Source organism: Enterobacter cloacae complex sp. P27C, from assembly GCF_014895705.1.
In the GTDB taxonomy this organism is placed as follows: domain Bacteria; phylum Pseudomonadota; class Gammaproteobacteria; order Enterobacterales; family Enterobacteriaceae; genus Enterobacter; species Enterobacter bugandensis.
In genome coordinates this window covers 248947-263427 of record NZ_JADBQB010000007.1, presented here as the reverse complement: position 1 = coordinate 263427, position 14481 = coordinate 248947, and the positions used below count along the sequence as shown (strand labels likewise).

Sequence of the window (14481 nt, the reverse complement as noted above, 5' to 3'; positions counted from 1 at the left end):
GATTGTGTGTGTCAGTACTCAGTGGTTTTTGCTAACGATTTAAAAACCTGGCTGCTCTCCGGGCTGGTGGTGCTCCGCCAGTGGATAACGCCAGGGGTGGTGGCCAGTTCAAACGGCTCGTCGGCATGTGCGCGATTCAGAATTCGCGCCGCGCGCCAGGCCATCAGGCTGAGCTGGGGTTCGGCAATGCCGAGACGATGCATCCCGGCGTTCACGGCGAACAGGCGGTTGCTCTGCGGACCGTCCCATTCGAGGGTGAAATCGTTGTTAATGCAGAACGCTTCGTCCGCATCCAGATGCAGGCGGTGAGACAGCGGCGCGAGGAACGCGGGCTGCACGGCGCGGTAGCCGGTGGCGAAAATCACCACGTCGCTCTCCAGCTGCTCGTGGCCGCCGTCGAGGTGATGCTGAATGCTCAGACGATGTCCGGTTTCCTGGCGCGTCAGGGCCGTCACCGAGCGGGACGGCATCAGGTGCGCCCAGGGTTTTTCACGCAGCACTTCGAAGCGGTGGTACATGGCGCGGTAAATCGCCAGCAGGGACTCGGTGGTGATGCCGTCGGAGGTCATCTTCTGCTCGTGCAGCATCTGACGACGCGCCTCTTCACCGAGCGTGGAGAAGCTGTCCACGTACTCCGGCGTGAAATACTCGTTAGCAAAGGCGGCTTCATCCAGCGCGTTGTAGTTGTTGCGGCGCGAGACCCAGTTCAGGCTCAGCGGCTGGCCCCATTCGCCGCGGAAAATATTCAGGAACAGGTCGGCGCCGCTCTGGCCGCCGCCGACAACGGTGACGCGCTTGCCGGCGAGATCCGGCGTGCGCAGCATCATCTCGCTGGCGTGGAAGCAGGTATCGTCCTGCGCCGTGACGCAGTCAGGCAGGTTGATCTGTTTGCCAATCCCCACACAAACGTGGCGCGCCAGGAAGCGGTCGCGCTGGGTCACCACCTCAAACAGGCCGCGTTGCTCATCAAAGCTCACCTGCTGCACCTGCTGGCTGAAGGCGAGATTGGTGAGGTTGTCCGCCGCCCAGCACAGGTAGTCGGCAAACTCTTCGCGGGAAACCGTGCGCTGCTCGGTGGTCAGGAAGCGGTAGAACTTTTTGCGCTGCACCAGGTAGTTCAGAAAGCTGTGGCGGTTGGTCGGCTCCACGGCGCTGACCAGATCCTTCAGGAAACTGGTCTGCATGTGGCAGTCCGGCACCATCATGCCCGGGTGCCATGAGAAGTGCGGTTTACGCTCAAGGAACAGCGAGCTAAAGCCGTCCAGACCTTCTGCGAGGGCGGCGACGCTGAGGTTAAACGGGCCAATACCAATGCCGATGAAATCATAGGTTTTCATTGCGCGGACTCCCGGGAGGCCAGAAAAAGAGGGTTATCAAGATCGGTGACGTAGTTCGGCAGCATGCGGCTGCCGCCGTCGTGTTCGGAGAAGGTCAGTTTGACCGGGTTGAGGATCACGCGAATAATCTGCGGCTTAAACAGATCGAATTTCGCAAAGCGCTCCGCAAGCTCCGGGTGCGCGGCCATATAGCGGTGCAGCACCCCGGCGAGGATCTGATAGAAACGCGTTTCGCTGACGCCGCTTTGCAGCGTGAGGCGTGAAATAAAGCGCAGCACCGTCACAAAGTTGCCGGTTTGCAGGTCGTGGATGATGTAATCCGCGCTCAGGCGCGCCGTCACCGCTTTTACCTGCTCCGGCAGGCTCTGCGCCTGCGGGAAATCCTCGTCCACCAGGCGCATATCGCCCTGGAAATCCTTCAGCAGGGTCCGCTGCGGGACGTAGTCCTTCATCACCAGCGTCACGTTCTGGCCGTGGGCAATCAGCGCCACGCCGTAGCGGCAGAGCAGGTGGTAGAACGGGATCACCGTTGCCTCGAACAGCTTTTCCAGCCACGCGTCGGCGCTTAACCCCGAGCGCGTGATCCACGCGTCGATCAGCGGGCGCCCGGCGTTGTCGGTTTCCATTAGCGCCGCCATCAGCACCGCCTGTTCGCCGTCCTGCAGATAGCAGGATGGGTTCTCGCGCCAGATCACGCCCAGCATCTCCTGGTAGCGGTAGGGCGCTTTCGGCAGCGCCGCGTAGCCCGGATGCGACAGATACCCGGCGGCGGGTTCGCCCAGCACCTGCGCGCCGGAGCGGATCAGCGTGGCGTCAGCGGCGAACTGCTGCTGCAGCCAGCGCGAGGCCAGAGGACCGGCGGCAATGTACTTGCCCGGAATGCCGCGATAGCAGGAGGTGTTGTAGATGGTCAGCGGCAGCTTGATGTCATACGGCGCGCGACGGCTGGCGTTGGTGAGCGTGCGCAGGGACTGCTGGGCCAGGTACTCATCGCCAAACTCGCCCAGCTCAACCATTTCACCGCGCGCCAGCTGCGCAAGAAAATGAATGGCAATTTTTTGCTGCCACTGCCACGGGTGCAGCGGCACGGGCAGCCAGCCGTCGTCGAGACCCAGCGCTTGCCAGCGAGCGTCAAACCGGGCGCGCTCGGCATCATCCATGGTGCTGGCCAGCAGAGCGTGAATGTCGCAATCGGCGTCGCTGCTCCAGACCAGATGTTCACGCTGGACGGCGACCCAGTGCAGGCGGAAGCGCCCGCGGTATTCCGGCGCGTACTGGCGCAGCGCGTCCAGACCCCAGCCGCGGCGGCCTTTGTTGAAAATAAACTTCGGGTGGCCGCTCATCAGGCACTGTAATTCGTCCGGGTCGAGGTGGATCAGCGCGTCCGCGTCCAGCGCTTCACGCGCCTGCAGCAGCTGCATGTCGCCGCGCAGCGTGGCGTAGAGATCTTCCATGTGCTCCGCCGTTTGCGCGTCGCTCATCTCCAGCACCGTCGCCAGCTGCAGCAGCGCGCTTTCCGCTTCCACGGCGGCGCCGCTGGCGGTGGTCAGGCTGTCCGGATCGATATGCAGCCAGCCCCAGATCCCGCGCGCGGCGCGAAACTGCCAGGACTCGTTGCCCATGGCGATGCGCCAGCCGTCCGATGAAACCGGCTCAGCGCGCAGGGTGCGTTCGTATTCCAGCTCCGCGAGGATCTTCGCCACCATCTCGCGGTTCACTTTCTGCCAGAGCGCGTTCACAGGCCCACCTCGCTGAAGAAGCGGTGACGCTGGCTCATGATGAGGCGCGAGCGCTTGTGCGGGAAGTCGAACTCTTTCACCGTGTCGAAACCGGCGGAGGCCAGATGGCGGAACAGGCGCTGGTTGTCGAAGCGCGGCTCGGCCACGATGCGCGCAGTGCGCGGTTCATCGAGATACAGATAGTGGCTCAGGCCGCGCAGCCAGCTGCGGATATACTGCGCGCCGCGCCAGTTTTCTTCGCCCACCAGCATGTGCAGCCCGCGGTCAAACGGCTGCCAGCGGTAGTGGCGGCCAATGCGGTCTTCTGCCGCCCAGTAGAGTTCAAAATAGCCAAACGGCTGGTCGTCGAAGCAGCCGATAACCGGGTAGCAGTAGGTCGAGTCAAGCTGGCGGCGCAGGTAGTTTTCCTGCTCGGCCTGCGGGCCCGCCATCTCCCAGAAGGCGTTCACGCGCGGGTTATTCATCCATTGAGTGAAACGTTCGCCGTCCAGCGCCACGTCCGCCACGCGGAAGCTTAAAGTGCGCTTGATTTGCGGATCGTAACGGCGATACACCTCGCCCTGTGGGCGACGAGGACGCAGCGGGAAGTACAGCTGGCGGCTCTCATCAAACTGCATCCCACCGCTTGCCTGCGGACGTTCGCCTTGCAGCCACAGCGGTAGCTGCCAGAAGGTTTCTCGCGCCAGATAATCCCCGTGGGCCTGGCTAAACAGCGCCTGCGCCTGGGGTTCATCCTGCCAGTCCGCCCACGGCAGGGTAATGCCGGTCAGGGCGGGCGCGGCAACAAACAGCTGATCGAGGGCTTCCACCAGCCAGCCGGCCGGGATCCCGGTCAGACGCTCCAGCACCGCGCTGCCGTCAAGACCCAGCGTCAGCGGCAGATTTTGTTCCGTTGCGGTGCAGCGAAAGCCGTAGCCGGAATGGACGATATTCGCGATGGCCATCACGCCTTCTCCTTGTAAAACGGGTTGCTAAAGTCGAAATAGATCACCGCCGGATCGACGATGGTGTTCTCATTGCGATCGTGCAGGTAGCAGAAGAAGTTGCCTTTGCAGTTCCAGGTCGGGCTGTCGAGCACGTAGTCGAGGCAGCGGGTCTGCTTCGCCGTCGTGCGCAGCCCGGCCAGCGCGTCACGCACGCGGGACATCAGGTGCTCTTCGCTGTCGAAACCGGCGGCGGCGAGAGCGGCGGTGACCGCAAGGGTGGAGTTCAGCAGCAGGTAATAAGGGAAGTAGCGTAGCAGCTGGCTTTCACCGAAGCGGTTTTCCACGTCGGTTTCGCCCGCCTCTTTCAGCCACGCGTCGGCCCCTTCGGTCCAGGCGCTGCCCTGGCAGTCGCGGTAGATCAGCCCGACGGGGAAATCCTGCTGCATCTCAACGAGGATATTTTGCTGGTGCGCCAGCAGCACCAGACCGTAGTCCGCCTCGGCGCTGAACAGCGGAAGCAACACGCGGTCGCAGTAGGCGTCCAGCCAGCAGCGGGCTGCCTGGGCGAGCGGTAAATCCAGACGCTGGCTAAGACGGCGTACCGCTGCGGCCAGCAGGCTGTCGCCGCCGTCAGGCGCGGCCTGCGTCAGGCTGACCAGCACGTTGGTCTGGGTGTCTGGCGTATCGAACAGCAGGTTAACGCGCAGGGCCATCAGGCTCTCTTCCTGAACGACGCCGCTTTCATCACGCAGTCCCGCCCAGCCGTCTTCCTGCATCACGCGCATGGTCGGGTAGCGGGCCTGTAAATCTTGCCAGCGTTCTGTTTTCGCCAGCCGCGCCAGGCGCATGCCGCGCTTCACCTCTTTCACCGACAGCGTGCGCACGGAGTTGGTCAGGCGCACGCTGAGGGAGAATTTAATCATGTCGCTGTTGGTCTCGCTGTACAGCGAGCGGGAGGAGCTGGTGGGCAGCCACTGTGCGCCCGCTTCACCCAGGTCCTGCAACGAACCGTTTTCCACCAGACGCTGGCACCAGTCCTGCTCCAGCAGATAGTCGGCCTGCCACGGATGCATCGGCAGCAGCCAGCGGGTGTCGGTGAAGTGGCCGAGCAGTTCGGGCGCGCTCTGGGCGGCGAAGCGCAGCAGACGCTCGCGCAGGGAGACGTTCAGGCTGTCGCCGGCAACGAGCGTGCTCTCAACGGCAAACCAGCGCAGCGGGAAGCGGGAGCCGAAATCCGGCAGATACCGGCGCGCCTCGGTTTCGTTGAATGGCTCGTGGGATTTTGGCGCAGGGTGAAACGCGTGGCCCACCAGCAGCGCCTGTTCCGCTTCGGCAAACGTCAGGGGCTTGTCGCGCAACGTTGCCCAGCCGTGGCGCAAATCAATCGCCTGCCAGGTATGGGTATGACTTTCCAGCGCGCGCTGTTTAAAACGCGTCAGCGTATCGGCATCCAGTGAGCCTTTTACTGAGGGTTTTTCAAGAATTAAATCAATCAGTTGAGTGAAAGTGACGGCGTCACCACTGTCGCTATCGCTCTGAATAAGCGTTGCCGGGAAACGGTACTGATGATGCTGGGTTGGGGAGAAATAGCGTACCGGAACCCGAAGGGCCTGGGAGGAAGAGAGTGGAATATGAATGTGCGCTAACTCATCCGCTGCGGCTGCAGGGAGATAGCGCCAGTCCTTCGTTTCGCGTAACAGGGCGTTTAAAAAACACTGGGCTGCAACGTCTGTACCGGCAGAGCGGGGCAGAGCACGCATAGATGTACCTCATTCCATGACTGATAATAATTCTCGTTATGATATTCATTCTGTTTACAGTGGCAACTATTTTTGCAATATTTGTTTTCATTAACTTCATAATTTCCACACATTTATTGACACTATGTTCACATTTTCATGCGCGCTGATTCTGAAACGTTGACCGAAAATATCACCTCCAAAGCCAACTGGCCCCTGGCGCTCTGCGCGGGCCTGCTGGGCATCGGGCAAAACGGGTTGCTGGTCATGCTTCCGCAGCTGGTGACCCTGACCGGACTTTCACTCTCGGTCTGGGCCGGGCTGCTGATGTTCGGCTCCATGCTTTTTTTACCCGCGTCCCCCTGGTGGGGACGCCAGAGCGAGCGCCGCGGCTGTAAGGTCGTTATGGTGTCCTCCCTCAGCGGCTATCTCGCCAGCTTTGGCGTCATGGCGCTGGTGGTCTGGGCGATGGCGGCAGGGAGGCTGGAAAGCACCTGGGGGCTGGCGGGGCTGATCCTCTCGCGTCTGCTGTATGGCCTGACGGTGTCGGGCATGGTGCCTGCCGCGCAGACGTGGGCCATTCAGCGTGCGGGCCTGGATAAACGCATGGCGGCGCTGGCAACCATCAGTTCCGGCCTCAGCTGCGGCCGCCTGCTGGGGCCTCCGCTGGCGGCGCTGATGCTCAGCGTTAACCCGGTCGCGCCGCTCTGGCTGATGGCGATCGCGCCGTTAATCGCTCTGCTGCTGGTGCTGCGGGAGGTGGCAGATCCGCCGCTGCCGCCGGTGGCACACCAGGCGACCCGTCTGCAGATGTCCATGCTGCCGTTCCTGCTGCTGGCGATGCTGCTGGCGGCGCTGGTGAGCCTGATGCAGCTCGGCCTGTCACCGCACCTCAGCCCCTTGCTGGACGGCAACGCCCGGGATATCAGCCATCATGTTGCGCTCCTGCTGAGCCTGGCCGCGCTGGCTACGCTCGCGGCGCAGTTCCTGGTGGTTCGTCCGCAGCATTTCAGCCCGCTGACCCTGCTTTGCATGGCGGCGGTGCTGATGGTGGCTGGGCTGGCGCTAATGTGTATCGCCGAACTGGCGCTGTTCTATGTGGGGATTGCTATCACTTCGCTCGGCGCGGCAATGGCAACACCGGGCTATCAGCTGCTCCTGAACGATCGCCTGACCACGGGGAAGGGGGCGGGCGCTATTGCGACCAGCCACACGCTGGGCTATGGCGTCAGCGCGCTGCTGGTGCCCGTTGTGACGCGCTTTTTCGGCGAACACTATTTAACGACGGCGGCCTTTGGCGTAGCGGCGCTGTTTTTAGCGCTGAGCATCGGGGTACGGTTAACCGAGCGTACCCCTGTCGAAAAAAATTAATGGACGTGGTGGGATGAAGGGCCGCCAGCGCCCTCATTTTGCCGCAGGCGCTGGAGCGGATCCTGCTGATAAAACTGGCTGAAACGCTGCCACAGCGCCGGGAAACGGGGCGCGAAGAGTTCGGGGGCGCTGAAGAAGTACTCCGAGAGCACCGCAAAGCACTCGGCGGGGTCAGTTGCCGCATAGGCATCAATGCTGGCCGCGCTTTCGCCCACCAGGTCTATCTCATCCTGGATGTTATCCATTGCCGCATGCAGGTCGTGCTCCCATCCTGCGACTTCACGTAGCGGAATAAAAGGCACGCCGCTGGCGCGATCGCCGTTGCGGGTATCAAGCTTATGCGCCACCTCGTGAATAATCAGATTAAAGCCCGAGGCGTCGAACGAGTCCTGAATGTCGAGCCAGTTGAGGATAATTGGCCCCTGCTGCCAGCTTTGTCCGGACTGCACCACCCGCTGGTTGTGTACCAGCCCGATATCATCCTCCCACTCATCATCGACGACGAACGGTGCAGGATAAATCAGCACTTCATGAAAACCGTCCAGCCACTCAATGCCGAGCTCCAGCACCGGCAGGCAGAAAAGCAGGGCGATGCGGGCGTTTTTCAGCGGATCAAGCTCGAACCCCTGCAGCGGCACCAGACGTTTTTGCTGCAAAAAACGATCCGCCATCTGAACCAGTTTCGATTGTTCATCCGGCTTAAGATTCGCCAGAACAGGGATCGCCAGCGCGTCATCCCACGGCAGCGCCATATCCCGGCCAGCCTCATTCGTTTTCCAGGGCCACTTAATCATCACTTTGCTCGCAAACTCGTCACTTGAACACAAAGGGGAACGTTATCATTGCAACACTTACAGCCCGAATAAACTATCATTTCGTACGTAGCGGTGGGTAGCGCTTTGCAGGCATCACCTTCATTTTGTGACGTCTGTCGTAGCCTTTATCCGCAGGTGGGGTGAATAAATCATTACGGTATTGAAAAGATGAGCGATTTCAAAGGCAACAAGCAGGACCTGCCCAGTCGGCTGTGTGTGCACTGCCAGCGGCCCATGACGTGGCGCAAAAAATGGGCGAAATGCTGGGATGAGGTCAAATACTGTTCCGAGCGTTGCCGCAGGAGCCATCGTTGACCGAGCTGCGTCTGATCCTGGGCGATCAGCTTAATCCGCATCACAGCTGGTTTGATACCCGCAACCCAAACGTCATTTACGTGATGCTGGAGCTGCGGGCGGAAACCGCATACGTGCTGCATCATGCCCAGAAAGTTATCGCTATCTTCGCGGCCATGCGCTCGTTTGCCTCAGCGTTGAAAGAGAAGGGGCATCGGGTGAGGTATGTCCGGCTCTCTGACGGTTCAAACCGCGGCGCGCTGGAAGACAATCTCAACGCGCTTGTTACGCATTACAGCGCCGACAGGGTGTTGTGGCAGGAGCCCGACGAATGGCGTCTTGATGCGCAGCTGCAGGCGTGGGCGAAAACAGCGTCCGTCGAAACAGCCTGCGTCAGCAGCGAGCATTTTTTCACCCCCCGGGACGCGGTAAGCGCGTTTTTTACGTCGCGTAAAAGCTGGCGAATGGAATACTTTTATCGGGAAATGCGCCGTCGGCACGGGATTCTCTTGACCTCTGAAGGCGAGCCGGAAGGGGGGAAATGGAATTATGATGCTGAAAACCGCAGGCGCTGGTCCGGCGAGCCGCCCGCACCGGGTGACTCGCGCCCCCGCCAGGATCGTTCAGCCTTGTGGGCAGAGATCCAACGCTGCGGCGTAAAGACCTTCGGCGAACCGCAGGCCGACAATTTTCGCTGGCCGCTCAACCGTTCGGAAGCCAAAGCCAGTCTGGATGCGTTTATTTCTCACGTGCTCCCGCAGTTTGGAAACTGGCAGGATGCGATGCACGCGGAAGAACCTTTTCTTTTTCATTCGTTAATTTCTTTTGCGCTGAATACCAAAATGCTTAATCCCCGGGAAGTGGTGGCCGCCGCCCAGCAGGCATGGCGTTCTGGCCACGCGCCGCTGCCTGCCGTTGAAGGGTTTATCCGACAAATTCTCGGCTGGCGGGAGTACGTGCGCGGGATCTACTGGTCGCAAATGCCGGGCTATCGCGAGCTGAATGCCCTGGAGCAGCACGCCCCGCTGCCGGACTGGTTCTGGACGGGCAAAACGCAGATGCGCTGCCTGGCGCATGCCGTTGGGCAGTCGCTCACCGAGGCTTACGCCCACCATATCCAGCGCCTGATGGTGATCGGGAACTTTAGTCTGCTCAGCGGCCTGTCGCCGCAGGCGGTTCATGAGTGGTATCTGGGGGTCTATATTGATGCGTTTGAATGGGTGGAGCTGCCCAATACTCTCGGCATGAGCCAGTTTGGCGATGGCGGGTTACTGGCCAGTAAGCCCTATGTCTCAAGCGCATCCTACATTCATAAGATGAGTAATTACTGTCAGGGGTGTCGGTATCAGCACAACCAGCGCACCGGAGAGCTGGCGTGCCCGTTCAATGCCTTCTACTGGGATTTCTTTGCGCGCAACCGGGCGCGCCTCGGTAACAATCCCCGCCTGGGCATTGTCTATAAACAGCTTGCGGATATGAAGGAAGAGGAACGGCAGGCGATTGCTGACCAGGCCGGGCGCATTCGCCTCAATCTCAACGACCTCTGACCTATTTCAACACCGCGCCGGTTGCGGAAGGTCAATAAGACGCTATTATTTTTGACTTTGTTGCTTTCCCTGACAGGACATCCAGACGCTATGCCCGTGAATTTCGACCTTAACGATCTCTATGCCTTCAGGGCGTTAGTGGAATACGGTAACTTCCGTGTCGCCGCTGAATCAATCTGCATATCCCAGTCGGCGCTGAGCCGCAGGATCGAAAAGCTGGAAGCCGCGCTGGGAACCAGGCTGTTTGACCGAACCACCCGCCGCGTCGCCCTGACGTTATACGGGCAAAACTTTGCTGAACGCTCAGCACAGCTGCTCGACAACGTGGAATCAATGCTGGCGGATGTCGATAAGGCCAGTGAAGAGCGGACGGGGCTGATTACGGTCGCCGCGGTACCTTCCGCCGCCTGTTACTTTATGCCTGATGTGATCCGTCGCTTTCAGTCCCGCTTTCCGCGCGTTCGCATTAAGCTCATCGACAGCAGCGCGGGGAATGTGATTGACGCCGTGGCCCGAAGCCAGGCGGATTTTGGCATCTGCTTTGCGGGAAACTTGCCGTCTGAAATTGAATTTTTCCCGCTGGTGGAGGATGTCTACGTTGTGGCGTGCAGAAAGGACCACCCGCTGGCGAAGAAGAGCCATCTGACCTGGCAGGCGTTTTACCAGCAGGACTATATCTCCCTCGATAAAACGTCGGGGAACCGCAACCTGCTGGATCGGATGCTGGGGGATATCATTCCCGAGCGCCCCAGCGTCTGCGAAACGCGCCACGTCACCACGATGCTCGGTATGGTAGAGGCGGGGATCGGCATTGCCGCCGTTCCCGCCATGTCAATGCCGACCTCAGAGCACACGCCGCTGACGCATCTGCCGCTGGTGGCGCCGGAAGTGAAACGCACCGTTGGGCTTATCCGGCGCCGGGGGCGCATCCAGTCTTATATCGCGGCTGAACTGGAAAAAGAGATCACCGAGCGGTATCGCCGGACGTAACGGGGATCATCCCCGTCTTCTCGATGACGGCGCGTGAGGGCGGTGAGGCGAGATAGGTCAGCAGCGCTTTCCCCTCGTCAGGATGTTCAGCGTGACGGGTGACCGCGCCTGCGAAGCGCGTGATGTACTGCAGATTATCCGGGATTTTACCGATAAAGGTGATGCCCTGAACCGGCAGCAGCTCGCTCACCTGCTGGAAGCCCACGGCGTATTTCCCTTTTGCCACTTCCGAAGCAACCGGAATGCGTTCGACCATCGTTGCTTTAGCCGCCGCCTCCTTTTCAATCCCCAGCTTTTTGAACAACGTCTGGCTGACATACCTGCCGCTGGCGCTATCTGAGTAGGCGATGGAGCTGGCCTGAAGCAGCGCGTTACGTAGCGTCGCCTCGCTGCTGATATCAGGGACATCCGCCCCTTTTTTCACCACCATTCCGACGGGGGAGTCCGCAAGTTCGGTTCGCGAACCCGGCTGGGTCTGGCTGGTTTTTTCGAGCTTCGCCAGCGCATCGCCCACCATAATCACCACGTCGGCTTTCTCGCCGCGCGCGAGCCGGTTTGGGATCGCCTGCGGCGTAGCGCCCATTGACGGACCGGGAATAATCACGATGGTATCGCCAGTCTGGCGTTCATATTCCGGTGCCAGCTTTTCAAGGGCGGCTTTGAAACCGCCTGAAATCATCACTTTCACCTCCTGAGCGCAGGCATTGGCGCTCAGGAACGTCAGCATCAGCGCGGTAACGGTATAACGAGAAGTGCGAGTCATGCGGCCCCCTGCGACTTAACGGTGTTTTGCACCGAAACCGCGCGACGACGGTAGAGGTAGAGGGTTGCCAGCAGGGCACACACCGCGGCGAAGCTCATCCAGTAGCCCGGCGAGGCTTTGTCACCGGTGTATTCAATCAGCGCGGTGGACATCACCGGGGTAAAGCCGCCGAAGATCGCCGTTGCGAGGCTGTAAGCCAGAGAGAACCCTGCCACGCGAACTTCAGCGGGCATAATTTCCGTCAGCGCCGGGATCATCGCCCCGTTATACAGCCCGTACAGGAAGGAGAGCCACAGCAGGACGCTCAGCATCATGGAGAAGCTTGGCGCGTCAGCCAGCAGCGTCAGGGCCGGATAGCTGCTGGCCAGCGCCAGCAGGGTCATGGCAATCAGCACCGGTTTACGCCCGAAGCGGTCCGACAGCGCGCCGCCCACCGGCAGCCAGATGAAGTTAGAGATCGCCACCAGCAGCGTGACCAGCAGGCTGTCCGAGGCGCTCAGCATCAGCACTTTTTTGCCGAAGGTTGGCGCGTAGACGGTGATCAGGTAGAACGCGGTGGTGGTCATCGCCACCATCAGCATGCCCGCGACCACCACCTGCCAGTTGCCAAGCAGCGTTTTAAAGACCTGACGCATCTCCAGATGATGGCGGCGCGCGCTGAACTCTTCCGTCTCCTCCAGCTTGCGGCGCAGGAAAAAGATAAACGGCACGATTAAACAGCCGAACAGGAACGGGATGCGCCAGCCCCATTCACGAATGGCGCTCTCTTCCATCAGCGCGTTCAGGGCAAAGCCCATCGCCGCTGCGACCATAATGGCAACCTGCTGACTGCCGGACTGCCAGCTGGTATAGAACCCTTTGCGGCCCGGTGTGGCGATTTCAGCGAGATAGACCGAGACGCCTCCAAGCTCCGCGCCGGCGGAAAAGCCCTGCAGCAGACGGCCCGTCAGTACCAGCAACGGTGCCCAAAGCCCGATGCTTTGATAGGACGGGATCAGCACGATCAGGAAGGTGCCTGCCGCCATGATGGAAAGCGTCACGATCAGCCCTTTGCGGCGACCCACCTTGTCAATATAAGCCCCCAGCACAATGGCCCCGACTGGACGCATCAAGAAGCCCGCGCCGAAGACGGCAAAGGTCATCATCAGCGACGCAAATTCACTGCTCGCCGGGAAGAACGTGTGGGCGATGTAGGTGGCGTAGAAGCCGAAAAGAAAGAAATCGAATTGTTCAAGAAAGTTGCCGGACGTCACGCGAAGTATCGCGCCCGCCTTAGAGCGTACGGTTGCAGGTGAGGTTGAGGAAAACATGGTTATCTCCAGTTTATTGTTGACGTTTTACGCGTCTGTTTCTGAAAACTGGATCAGGATGGGGAATTAGATAAGCGCAAATGCCGCATCGACTGATGCATTTCTTGCATGAATATAATCCGGCGAATAAATACAATTAATGGCAACAATAACTTAACAAAATATTGGCTTTTTATTCACCAACATTCTGTAAGTCTCTGATATTGCGATTTTGTGATGTAGCGCAGAGGCGCGTTTTAGAATGAGCCGGGTAACCGCGTCGTTACCCGGCGGAGGCCATTTAGCGCAGCGCCCTGGCAATCGCGCTAAACATCAGAGAGGCTTCCAGCGGCTGGGCGCTGAAGGACGGTTCCGCCTGCGGCCAGGTAGACCACTGGACGATGACCAGATTTTCCTTCGGGTTCACCATAATCATCTGCCCGAAAATGCCCAGCGCCCAGAGTGAACCTTTCAGCGAATCCTGGGCCGTCGGCTCTACGCCCGTGGCGTTGGCGGGCACTTCGTTGTTCCACCACTGATAGCCGTACAGCCCCTCGGGATGGGCGTCTGAGACCGAGCCTTTGGCCTTCGTCCAGTCTGACGACTGCCGGATCCAGTTTTCCGGCAGGATGGTCTTACCGTTCGGCAGCGTACCGTTGCTCAGGATAAATTGCCCGAAGCGCCCCCAGTCCTCCAGTGTGGCGTTAAAGCCGTGCGCGCCAACGTCATGCTGGCCTTTGCTGTAGGCATGCCACACGCCGTCGCTCGCCATGCCGTAAGGCTGCCAGATGCTTTTCTCCAGATAGGCCGCCAGCGTCATGCCGGTGGCCCGCTCCAGCACGTCACCCAGCAGCCAGGCGCCGCCCGAAGAGTAAGACCAGCTCTCTCCGGCCGGGTGCGCCCTGCGTAACCCCTTCACCAGCTTGCGCACGCAGTCATAGGTACCCGGCTTCGCCTCGCACTCGGTGAGCTGCGCGAAGTCGGATTTAGGGTTGGTGTAATCCTCGTTCCACGCCACGCCGGAGGTATGGGTGATAAGCTGCTTAAGCGTCACGCCGTCCCACGCGGTGCCTTTCAGGTCGGGTTCATACCGCGTGACCAGGTCGTCGAGCGAGTGAATTTTTCCCTCTTTGAGGGCCACGCCCACCAGCGCCGATACCACCGATTTCCCAACCGAGCGCGAGGTCCAGAGCGTGGAGTCGGTATTGCCCTCTCCAAGGTACTTCCAGGCGATTTTGCCGTCCTTCAGCACCAGCATGCCGCTTACGTTCTGGCGTTTAAGGTACTCCTGAAGGCCGTAGCGCCTGCCGTTGACCTGATACCATGCGTCAGTGAGCGGCTTATCCGACATTTCCAGCGCCACGGCGCTACCGTGGCGGAAAACATCCCCGGCGTAGTTGCGGTAGTCATTGCGAAAGCCCACCACGCGGTCGGCCTGACTCCAGGTGAGCATCTTATGGGTGTCCGGCAGCGCGGCGTCAAAGGGGGCAGGGCAGGCGCTAAGGTCGGTGCCTTTGCAGGCGGCCACTGCCGCAGGGGAGAGCAGGGCGCTGAAGATAAGGCCCGCCAGCAGGGCATGGTTTACTTTTCTGTTTTTCATATCCGTCTCTTTCAGGTTAAGAACGGCTTCAGTTTAAAAACTCCGGGGCTATAATAAAAAACGCGTAGTGG

Annotated in this window: 12 protein-coding genes; 4 read left to right on the top strand and 8 right to left on the bottom strand. The window is 60.2% G+C overall.

All coding sequences use genetic code 11. The features are described from left to right. Positions 1–11 precede the first annotated feature (11 nt). Genes IM291_RS16595 through IM291_RS16580 form a run of 4 tightly spaced genes read right to left on the bottom strand, consistent with a single transcriptional unit; the run spans position 12 to position 5762 of the window. Positions 12–1337 (bottom strand): lysine N(6)-hydroxylase/L-ornithine N(5)-oxygenase family protein, encoded by a 1326-nt coding sequence (locus IM291_RS16595; RefSeq protein ID WP_028013733.1) that lies wholly within the window; start codon positions 1335–1337, stop codon positions 12–14. Beyond that, a complete protein-coding gene (gene iucC, locus IM291_RS16590) occupies positions 1334–3076 on the bottom strand; it encodes an aerobactin synthase IucC (protein ID WP_320699858.1) in 1743 nt (580 codons plus the stop codon). The genes IM291_RS16595 and iucC overlap by 4 nt, the downstream gene beginning before the upstream one ends. Next, complete coding sequence (locus IM291_RS16585; RefSeq protein ID WP_028013731.1) at positions 3073–4020, bottom strand: GNAT family N-acetyltransferase; 948 nt, start codon at positions 4018–4020, stop codon at positions 3073–3075. The genes iucC and IM291_RS16585 overlap by 4 nt, the downstream gene beginning before the upstream one ends. Next, positions 4020–5762, bottom strand: a complete 1743-nt coding sequence (locus IM291_RS16580; protein ID WP_192987319.1) for an IucA/IucC family siderophore biosynthesis protein — start codon at positions 5760–5762, stop codon at positions 4020–4022. The genes IM291_RS16585 and IM291_RS16580 overlap by 1 nt, the downstream gene beginning before the upstream one ends. Positions 5763–5900: 138 nt before the next feature. Between IM291_RS16580 and IM291_RS16575 the strand changes: the two genes are divergently transcribed. Next, on the top strand, positions 5901–7112 hold the full coding sequence (locus IM291_RS16575; RefSeq protein WP_049000087.1) for an MFS transporter: 1212 nt from the start codon (positions 5901–5903) through the stop codon (positions 7110–7112). Here the strand turns inward: IM291_RS16575 and mtfA are convergent. Further along, a complete protein-coding gene (gene mtfA / locus IM291_RS16570; protein WP_045260370.1) occupies positions 7109–7906 on the bottom strand; it encodes a DgsA anti-repressor MtfA in 798 nt (265 codons plus the stop codon). The two genes, IM291_RS16575 and mtfA, sit on opposite strands and share 4 nt — an antisense overlap. A 189-nt stretch (positions 7907–8095) precedes the next feature. On the opposite strand from mtfA, the gene IM291_RS16565 reads away from it, so the two are divergent. From IM291_RS16565 to IM291_RS16555, 3 genes are all read left to right on the top strand, one after another. Beyond that, positions 8096–8242: a DUF2256 domain-containing protein gene (locus IM291_RS16565; protein ID WP_072001212.1), complete on the top strand. Its 147-nt coding sequence runs from the start codon at positions 8096–8098 to the stop codon at positions 8240–8242. Further along, a complete protein-coding gene (locus IM291_RS16560) occupies positions 8239–9768 on the top strand; it encodes a cryptochrome/photolyase family protein (RefSeq protein ID WP_192987317.1) in 1530 nt (509 codons plus the stop codon). Before IM291_RS16565 ends, IM291_RS16560 begins: the two co-directional genes overlap by 4 nt. Positions 9769–9858: 90 nt before the next feature. Beyond that, entirely contained in the window at positions 9859–10758 is a 900-nt protein-coding gene (locus tag IM291_RS16555; RefSeq protein WP_192979423.1) for a LysR family transcriptional regulator, read from the top strand. On the opposite strand, the gene IM291_RS16550 is transcribed toward IM291_RS16555, so the two are convergent. From IM291_RS16550 to IM291_RS16540, 3 genes are all read right to left on the bottom strand, one after another. After that, a complete protein-coding gene (locus IM291_RS16550) occupies positions 10733–11521 on the bottom strand; it encodes a substrate-binding domain-containing protein (RefSeq protein ID WP_192987315.1) in 789 nt (262 codons plus the stop codon). The genes IM291_RS16555 and IM291_RS16550 overlap by 26 nt on opposite strands. Then, a complete protein-coding gene (locus IM291_RS16545) occupies positions 11518–12831 on the bottom strand; it encodes an MFS transporter (protein WP_028013725.1) in 1314 nt (437 codons plus the stop codon). The genes IM291_RS16550 and IM291_RS16545 overlap by 4 nt, the downstream gene beginning before the upstream one ends. A 280-nt stretch (positions 12832–13111) precedes the next feature. Then, the gene (locus tag IM291_RS16540) at positions 13112–14410 is read right to left on the bottom strand and encodes a serine hydrolase (RefSeq protein WP_192987313.1); all 1299 of its coding nucleotides are present in this window, start codon (positions 14408–14410) and stop codon (positions 13112–13114) included. Between the last annotated feature and the right edge of the window lie 71 nt (positions 14411–14481).